4 protein-coding genes, 1 tRNA gene and 2 pseudogenes are annotated in these 8,194 nt (G+C 69.0%); 4 read left to right on the top strand and 3 right to left on the bottom strand.

Translation table 11 applies throughout. The annotated features are described in order from the left end of the window. The first annotated feature begins 159 nt into the window (after nucleotides 1–159). Nucleotides 160–795: a uracil phosphoribosyltransferase gene (gene upp, locus AC2W7A_RS06530; protein WP_485990648.1), complete on the top strand. Its 636-nt coding sequence runs from the start codon at nucleotides 160–162 to the stop codon at nucleotides 793–795. A gap of 423 nt (nucleotides 796–1,218) precedes the next feature. Further along, nucleotides 1,219–1,989: a winged helix-turn-helix domain-containing protein gene (locus AC2W7A_RS06525; RefSeq protein ID WP_485990646.1), complete on the top strand. Its 771-nt coding sequence runs from the start codon at nucleotides 1,219–1,221 to the stop codon at nucleotides 1,987–1,989. Between the two features lie 93 nt (nucleotides 1,990–2,082). On the opposite strand, the gene AC2W7A_RS06520 is transcribed toward AC2W7A_RS06525, so the two are convergent. After that, on the bottom strand, nucleotides 2,083–3,831 hold the full coding sequence (locus AC2W7A_RS06520; protein ID WP_485990644.1) for a hypothetical protein: 1,749 nt from the start codon (nucleotides 3,829–3,831) through the stop codon (nucleotides 2,083–2,085). A gap of 48 nt (nucleotides 3,832–3,879) precedes the next feature. On the opposite strand from AC2W7A_RS06520, the gene AC2W7A_RS06515 reads away from it, so the two are divergent. Further along, nucleotides 3,880–4,398, top strand: coding sequence for a SixA phosphatase family protein (locus tag AC2W7A_RS06515; RefSeq protein WP_485990642.1), 519 nt, complete (start codon nucleotides 3,880–3,882; stop codon nucleotides 4,396–4,398). Between the two features lie 115 nt (nucleotides 4,399–4,513). On the opposite strand, the gene AC2W7A_RS06510 is transcribed toward AC2W7A_RS06515, so the two are convergent. Next, nucleotides 4,514–4,590, bottom strand: a tRNA-Arg gene (locus AC2W7A_RS06510). Nucleotides 4,591–4,842: 252 nt separating this feature from the next. Between AC2W7A_RS06510 and AC2W7A_RS06505 the strand changes: the two are divergent. Beyond that, nucleotides 4,843–6,680 (top strand): annotated as a pseudogene (locus tag AC2W7A_RS06505) (phosphoenolpyruvate carboxykinase (GTP)). A 99-nt stretch (nucleotides 6,681–6,779) separates the two neighbouring features. Here the strand turns inward: AC2W7A_RS06505 and AC2W7A_RS06500 are convergent. Next, a pseudogene (locus tag AC2W7A_RS06500) lies at nucleotides 6,780–7,972 on the bottom strand (globin domain-containing protein). Nucleotides 7,973–8,194 lie beyond the last annotated feature (222 nt).

The following is an 8,194-nucleotide window of genomic DNA, read 5'->3' as shown; positions in this document are numbered from 1 at the left end:
GGCGGCCTCGAGGGCGGCGCCCATCCAGGCGTGCTCGGCCAGGCGCTCGCCGGCGGGGAGACAGGAGTCGGTCACCTCTCCAGCGTACGGGCCGCACGTGCGTGCGCGGGTGCCTGGTGGGCCGCCGGCGTCCGAGGGCCGCCCGGTAGATTGGGGGCCATGCGCGTACATGTCGTCGACCACCCCCTGGTGGCCCACAAGCTCACGATCCTGCGGGACAAGACCACCCCGTCCATGATCTTCCGTCAGCTCACCGAGGAGCTCGTCATGCTGCTCGGCTACGAGGCCACCCGCGGCGTGGCCGTGGAGCCGGTGGACATCGAGACCCCGGTCGCGGCGATGACCGGCACCCGGTTGAAGCGGCCCCGTCCGCTGATCGTCCCGATCCTCCGTGCCGGCCTCGGCATGCTCGAGGGCATGGTCAAGATGGCGCCCTCCGCCGAGGTGGGCTTCCTCGGGATGGCCCGCAACGAGGAGACGCTGGACATCGTCACCTACGCAGAGCGCCTGCCGAACGACCTCACGGGCCGCCACGTGATCGTGCTGGACCCGATGCTCGCGACCGGCGGCACGCTGATCGAGGCGATCCGCTTCCTCTACGAGCGCGGGGCAGAGAAGGTCACCTGCGTCTGCCTGCTCGCCGCCCCGGAGGGCATCGAGCGCCTGGAGAAGGGCATCGAGGACCTCGAGGTGGACCTGTACCTCGCCGCGATCGACGAGCGGCTCAACGAGAAGTCCTACATCGTCCCGGGCCTGGGCGATGCCGGCGACCGCCTCTACGGTCTCGCCGAGTGAACGGGACCGCCGTGGCCGAGGGAGCCTGCATGACGTAGCGCCGTCGTCACATGACGGCCGAATGTGTCGTCCATCCAGTGGACCCAGGCCCCGGCAGAAACGGTCTCGCACCAGCAAGGCGCGGGGCCGTTCTGCATTCCGATGCATAAAACATCGGTTTCATCGACCGGAACGAGGGCGGCTCTTCGGGGAATCCGCTTGTTGAGCTGAGAATGCCGCTGCCGTCCGCCTGGAGGGTTATGCGATGCACCGAATAGTGCGCTTCGTCACAAATGATCCCCGAGCGACTCACTATGTGAGACAAACCCGCTTGTGTTACTTGCGGGTTCCCCGTATGACGACACATTCTTGTCATGTGACACGGGCGCGGGCTTCGTCCGGCGCCCCCACCATCACCCCGTCACGTCGAGGAGAGCAGTCCCCATGGGCGACACCGCAGGCTACGTTCACATCTCGGTCCGGAACGCGCAGCGCCGAGCTGCCATGAACTCCCAGACCCCGAACCTGCGCCTGGCTTCCTCCCATGACGCCCATCCGTCCACCCACCCCACGGCCGTCCTGGCCCCGCGCGGCGGCGGTCCCCAGCCGGTGTCCCGGGAGAACGAGGCGCGCGGCTTCGTGCTCTACGTCGGCATGGACGAGCTGTCCGCCTCGGCGGCCGGCACCTCGCTGACCCGCCTGGCCAACGAGCTGCGCCACTACGTGGAGTCCCTGGTGCCGGGCGCCGAGTCCCACGCCGCCGTGGCCATCGCCCCGTCCGGCGCGGAGGGCTCGGACCTGGAGGTGGTCCGCCAGGTCCTCGGCGACCCGACCATCCAGTCCGCCGTCCGCCCCGAGCTCGCCCAGGCTCCGGCCCCGGTGTCCACGCGCCAGCCGGGTATCCTCATCGACCTGTCCCGCCGCGAGGTGCAGCTGGACGGCGAGTCGCTGAACCTGACCTTCAAGGAGTTCGAGCTCCTCAACTACCTCGTGGAGAACGACGAGCGCACCGTGGGCCGCGAGGAGCTGCTCGAGACCCTCTGGAAGGACTCGGACGAGACCCCGAACGAGCGCACCATCGACGTGCACATCCGCCGTCTGCGCGCCAAGCTTGGCCGCCTCTCCAGCACCGTCCGCACGGTGCGCGGCCAGGGCTACCGCTTCTACCGCCACCCCGAGGTGGTCGTGTGGGCGGCTCCGGAGTACAGCATCTGACCCGCTCGGCGCCGCCCGCCGGCGTCCCTTCCCGACGACGCCCCTCACCCGCACGGTTGAGGGGCCGTCTCGCGTTCGAGGGGAGGGCGCGGATCAGTGCAGTCCTCGGGACTGTTCCTCCCGTCTGCGCGCTCGTCGGTCAGGTGCCTTGAAGACGACGACGACACCGACCACGGAGATGACGATGACCAGCCCCAGGGTGAATGCGCCTGCGCGCGGGCTGTTCCAGAAGCCGAACGACTCGACGATCGCGGGCACGGTCAACGCGAGCGCGACGACGGCGAGTGCCAGAGTCACCCGCTCGTTCTGCTTCTGCTGCACCCGGACCGCCTCTTCGCGGGCGCGGTCCTCTGCTTCGCGGCGCTGGGAGCGATGCCGACTTCGTTCCAGGTCGGCGGCTGAGAACTGGGTGCGGTAGACCTCCTGGCGCGCCATGAGCTCCTCCAAGAAGTCGTCGTAGATGCGCTGCACCCCGCACCGGTCGCGGAGGGCCAACAGGACGAGTGTGTCGATCTCGTGCTGGGGGATGTTGCTGAACCACAGGCACTCTCGGAAGCGCACCATGCTGCGCTGGACCTCTTCGAGTTGTGTGAGTCGCTCGTGCAGCGCGTCGACGCGTGCTGCGGCCGTGGCGTCGTCGGCGGGGGGAGCACTGCCGATCGCAGCCAGATCGCTCGTGAGGTCGCCCAGGATCATGAACTGACGCATGGTCAGGAGCGCGATGTCGACGTAGCGCGTCTGGGGCAGCTGGAGGAGTGTCGTCTGCCCGATCCTCAGTCGGTTGTCGTCGGCGTCTTGGAGGTCGCGATCCAGGACGAGGTCATGGCGGACGACGGCGAGGCCGAACGCTTCAGCCCATACAGTCCAACGCCGGAAGTGTCCGCAAGAGGCTCGATCGGCGTACTCCTTCGTCTCCAGAGGAAGGGTCTCGATGTACTTGTCCGCTCCCGTCGCGAGGAGCCAGGCCCAACGCTCCGCGTTCGACCAGGTCGAGTGCTCATCGTTGCGGGTGCCTGACAGGAGTGCGGGGTCGGTGGACACCGCGGTCCCCGGGAGGGCCATCACGACGCGGGTGGGTCGTGCGACGAGCGCCGACTTCGATGCGCCCGGTGCCTGAAGGAATCCGCCTGCAGTGATGGAGAGGTCAAGTTCGTTCCCCAATGCGTCGGACAACGCACGCAACGCCACCTCGATGAAGGCCTTCAGGGGTGAGACCTGACCATGTGACGTCGGCAGCTGATTGCGGGGGCGGTTCAGGCTCTGCGACACCATCTCGAGAGTCCGAGACGTGCAGTCGGTGACCATCACGTGCAGGACAAGGAAGTCGTGGACATGGGTCTGGCGATGACCGGAGTCTTCGAACCGGACGAACTCTGCCGCGCGAAGGATGATGCGGGCAGTGCCCGTTCCGTTCATCTCGACCAGCGGGAAGGTGGTGTCGTCCCCGTCCGGATCGAACACGAGGTGGTGTGCGGTGTCGTGCTCCCAGTGCTTGGACTGACCGGTGTGCGAGGCGCCCATGGCCGCGGCGGCCGTCTCCCCGAATCGCCGGGAGGCCCCCGGGTAGATCGAGTACATGAACGGGCAGGATCCGTCCGCGGCGGCCTCATGCCCGGGGAAGTCGACCTGGCTCACTCCGGGGTACCGGCCGCGCCGCCATGAGGCGCTGAGTGCCGTGACGTCACCGACGGCGCCCTCAGGGGCTGGCAGGAGCAGGCTGAAGGTCGCCAGGCGCCATTCGGGAGCGGGGGAGTGGACATCCGCATCCGCGTCGACGGCAAGCCAGTCGCCCCTGTCGTAGTGCTTGCAGTTCCTGTTGTCGTCGAATGGACGGATACCCATGGGGCCGATCATAGGGAGTGGGTCAGATCCGTCTCGTACTGTGGGCATATGGCCCGCCCCGACGTGAAGACCCTGCTCGTGATGCGCCATGCGACCGCCGCCTGGGCGGCCGACGGCGTGGACCACCACCGTCCCCTGGCCGGCCGCGGCCACGAGGAGGCGGCGGCGATGGGCCGTTGGATGGTCGAGCACGGCAGGATCCCGGACCAGGTGGTCTGCTCGGACGCGCTGCGCACCCGGCAGACCTGCGTGTGGGTCGGCGAGGCGTTGGGGGAGAAGGCGCCCACGCCCTATCTGGACCGCCGTCTCTACGAGGCCGACGCCGCCCGGGCGCTGTCCGTCGTCAACGAGACGGAGGAGACCACCCGCAGCCTGCTGGTGGTCGGCCACATGCCCTGGCTGCAGGCCCTCGGCATGCGCCTGATGTCCGCGGACTCGGACGAGGAGGCGGCACTCGAGATGGCGCAGGAGTATCCGCCGGCGGGACTCCAGGTCTTCGAGGTCCCGGGGCCGTGGGCGGAGCTCGACGGGCGGGACGCCCGTCTCGTGTCCTTTGTCACACCCTGACCCGGCACACGGGTGAGCCTGCCCGGGGAGGGCGGGCGACCGTCGTCGTGGTCCGGACCGGTGCCGGGCGGGGCATGGAAAAAGGCCCCGCACCGTGGTGCGAGGCCTCCATCTGTGGCGCGCCCTAAGGGATTCGAACCCCTGACCTTCTGTTCCGTAGACAGACGCTCTATCCAGCTGAGCTAAGGGCGCTCGTTCTCAGCTCTTCGCTGCGAACTCGTAGAACACTACACCACCGTTTCGACCGATGCAAAATCGGCGTTGGGGTGCCGTTCTGAGCGGCGCCCACCCGCCCGTGGAGACCCGCCCGTGGAGGCGTCTGTGCTCGGGTAGGATGGACGGACTCGGAGAACCACAAGGACGTGGTGCCGCGCCCGTGTCGTGCGCCCAGGCCTTGGTGACTCTGAACCGGCCCCGGATCGTCTATGGGAGGAAATCCCCATCATGGCTGACAACGCCACCACCGAGTTCGCCCAGCGCGCCACCGAGAACGCGCCCACCTCGTACGCCAAGCTGCTCCAGTGGGTCGGCGAGATCGCCGAGCTCACCAAGCCGGACGCCGTGCACTGGGTGGACGGCTCCCAGGAGGAGTACGACCGCCTCGCCGCCGAGCTCGTGGAGGCCGGCACCCTCACCAAGCTCGCCGAGGACAAGTTCCCCAACTCCTACGCCGCGTTCTCCGACCGCGACGTCGCCCGGGTGGAGGACCGCACCTTCATCTGCTCGGAGAAGGAGGAGGACGCCGGCTTCACCAACAACTGGATGGACCCCTCCGAGATGCGGGGCATCCTGGACGACGCGTTCGACGGCTCCATGAAGGGCCGCACCATGTACGTGATCCCCTTCGTGATGGGCCACGTGGACGCCGAGGACCCGAAGTTCGGCGTCGAGGTCACCGACTCCGCCTACGTCGTGATGTCCATGCGCATCATGGCCCGCATCGGCACCGAGGTGTTGAAGGCCATCGAGGAGAAGAACGCCTTCTTCGTGCCCGCCGTGCACTCCCTCGGCGCCCCGCTGGAGCCGGGCCAGGAGGACGTGCCGTGGCCGTGCAACAAGACGAAGTGGATCGTGCACTTCCCGGAGGAGCGCTCCATCTGGTCCTACGGCTCCGGCTACGGCGGCAACGCCCTGCTCGGCAAGAAGTGCTATGCGCTGCGCATCGCCTCGGTGATGGCCCGTGACGAGGGCTGGCTGGCCGAGCACATGTTGATCCTGAAGCTCACCAACCCGGAGGGCAAGAGCTACCACATCGCCGGCTCCTTCCCGTCGGCCTGCGGCAAGACCAACCTCGCCCTGATCGACCCGACCGTGGAGGGCTGGAAGGCCGAGACCCTCGGTGACGACATCACCTGGATCCGCCCGGGCCACGACGGCGAGTTCCGCGTGGTCAACCCGGAGGCCGGCTACTTCGGCGTCGCCCCGGGCACCGGCTGGTCCACCAACCCGAACGCCATGCGCGCGATCGCCAAGGGCAACTCCCTGTTCACCAACGTCGCCCTCACGGACGACGGCGGCGTGTGGTGGGAGGGGATGACCGACGAGGTCCCGGCCCACCTCACCGACTGGCGCGGCAACGACTGGACCCCGGAGTCCGAGACCCCGGCGGCCCACCCCAACTCGCGCTTCTGCACCCCGATCGACCAGACGGACATGCTGGCCGACGAGTACTACGAGCCGAACGGCGTGAAGCTGGACGCGATCCTCTTCGGCGGCCGCGCAAGACCACCGTCCCGCTGGTGACCGAGTCCTTCGACTGGGAGGATGGCGTGCTCAAGGGTGCGACGCTCTCCTCGGAGACCACCGCGGCCGCCGTGGGCGCCGTGGGCGTGGTGCGCCGCGACCCGATGGCCATGCTGCCGTTCATCGGCTACGACGCGGGCGACTACCTCAACCACTGGGACAAGGTCTCCGGCGCGGCCGGCCCGGACAAGCTGCCCCGCATCTACCTGGTGAACTGGTTCCGCCGCAACCGCGACGGCGGGTTCGCCTGGCCGGGCTTCGGCGAGAACTCCCGCGTCCTCAAGTGGGTCGCGGAGCGCATCGAGGGCAAGGCCGACGCCACCGAGACCCCCATCGGCTACGTCCCGACCCCGGAGTCCCTCGACCTCACCGGCCTGGACGTGAGGCCGGAGGACCTGGAGGACGCCCTCAAGGTGGACGCCGACGAGTGGGCCAAGGAGAACGAGCTCATCGAGGAGTGGCTCGGCAAGTTCGGCGAGTCCCTGCCGGCCGCCGTGCGCGAGAAGTTCGAGGCCCAGAAGGCCCGCTTCCAGGCCTGAGCCGCACCCCGGCCGACCGGTTCCCCGCCTGACAGCGGGTGAGCCTACGACGACGGCCCCCTCACCTTCGCGGTGGAGGGGCGTTCGCGTCTGTCCGGATCAGGCGACGAGCCAGAGGTCCGGGCCGAAGATCTCGTAGTGGATCTGGGTGGCCGGCACGCCGGCCTCGATGAGCGCGGAGCGTGCGGCCTGCATGAACGGCAGGGGGCCGCAGAGCACGACGTCCGCATCCTGCGGGATGTCTGCCTGGGCGATGTCCATGCGCCCCTGGCGGGCACCGAACTCCTCCGGGGAGTCCACGGTGCTGTCCAGCCACAGGTGCAGCTCACCCTGCGGCAGGCGGTCGATCGAGTCGCGCACCTGGTCCGCGAGGGTCAGGGAGGCGGCCGAGCGGTCCGCGTGCAGGGCGATCACGCGGCGCTGGGAGCCGCTCTCGGCCAGGTCCTGCAGGATCGAGGCCGCGGGGGTGATGCCGATGCCCGCGGTGGCGAGCACCAGCGGGCGCCCCTCGTGGGCGGAGACGGTGGCCAGGGTGAGGTCGCCGTAGGGGTTGGAGACGTCGATGGTGTCGCCGACCTGCACCGAGTCGTGCAGGACCGGGGAGACCTCGCCGTCGTCGTCGCGCTTGACGGTGATGACGCGGACCCGGTCCGAGGCGGCGTCCGAGGACAGCGAGTACCGGCGGGCCTGCAGCAGGCCGTCCGCGACCGGCAGGCGGACGGAGACGTACTGGCCGGCTCGCCCACGGTGGCCGGGGTCTCGTCCGCGGGGACGAGGCGGAAGGTGTAGGCCGAGTCGCCGGCCCGCTCCTTGGACTCGACCTTCCAGGGGGTCCACATCCTGTCGTTGGCCTGCTTCGAGTAGAGGCCCTTCTCGAGCTTGATGAGGGCGTCCGCCATGAGCCAGTAGACCTCGGTCCAGGCCTCGGCGACCTCGGGGGTGACGGCGTCCCCCAGGGTGTCCGCGATGGCCCAGAAGAGGTTCTCGTAGACGATCTGGTACTGGTCCTCGGTGATGCCGAGGGAGGTGTGCTTGTGGGCGATGCGGCTCAGCACCGCCTCCGGGTAGGAGTCCGGGTGCTCGAGCAGGTGCACGGCGAAGCGCACGATCGACCCGGCGAGGGCCTTCGGCTGCTCACCGGTGCGCTGGTTGGCGCGCGAGAACACGCCGTTGAGCAGCTCCGGATGGGCCTCGAACATGTGGCCGTAGAACTTGGGGGTGATCTGGTCCATGTGGGACGCGACCACCTCGGCGGTGGCCTCGATGACAGGGCGGGACTTCTCGGAGAGCACGGCTTCCTCCTGCACGGTTTCAATGTTGCTTTGCGCGTGCAAGATGACCGTGTCGGAGGGGGAATGCAAGAGGGGAGGGCGGGCCGGTGAGGGGTGCGGCCCCAGGCGGGCGTCCGTCGTCGGGAAGGAGGGCACGCGACCGGAAGACGGGCCCCGGACCGGGCCCGGATCAGCTGGGTGGCAGGTACCGGCAGGCCGGAGGGCCACGGGGGCCGCCGGCGG

The sequence above is a fragment of the Micrococcus sp. LASM2_SD2 genome (assembly GCF_057364565.1).
Note: the sequence above shows the minus strand (reverse complement) of the source record. Positions and strands in the feature narration are given on the sequence as shown.

Excerpts from the sequence above, each read along its gene's own strand:
- upp (WP_485990648.1), top strand. The coding sequence starts at position 160 with ATGCGCGTACATGTCGTCGACCACCCCCTGGTGGCCCACAAGCTCACG.
- AC2W7A_RS06525 (WP_485990646.1), top strand. The coding sequence starts at position 1,219 with ATGGGCGACACCGCAGGCTACGTTCACATCTCGGTCCGGAACGCGCAG.
- AC2W7A_RS06520 (WP_485990644.1), bottom strand. The coding sequence starts at position 3,831 with ATGGGTATCCGTCCATTCGACGACAACAGGAACTGCAAGCACTACGAC.
- AC2W7A_RS06515 (WP_485990642.1), top strand. The coding sequence starts at position 3,880 with ATGGCCCGCCCCGACGTGAAGACCCTGCTCGTGATGCGCCATGCGACC.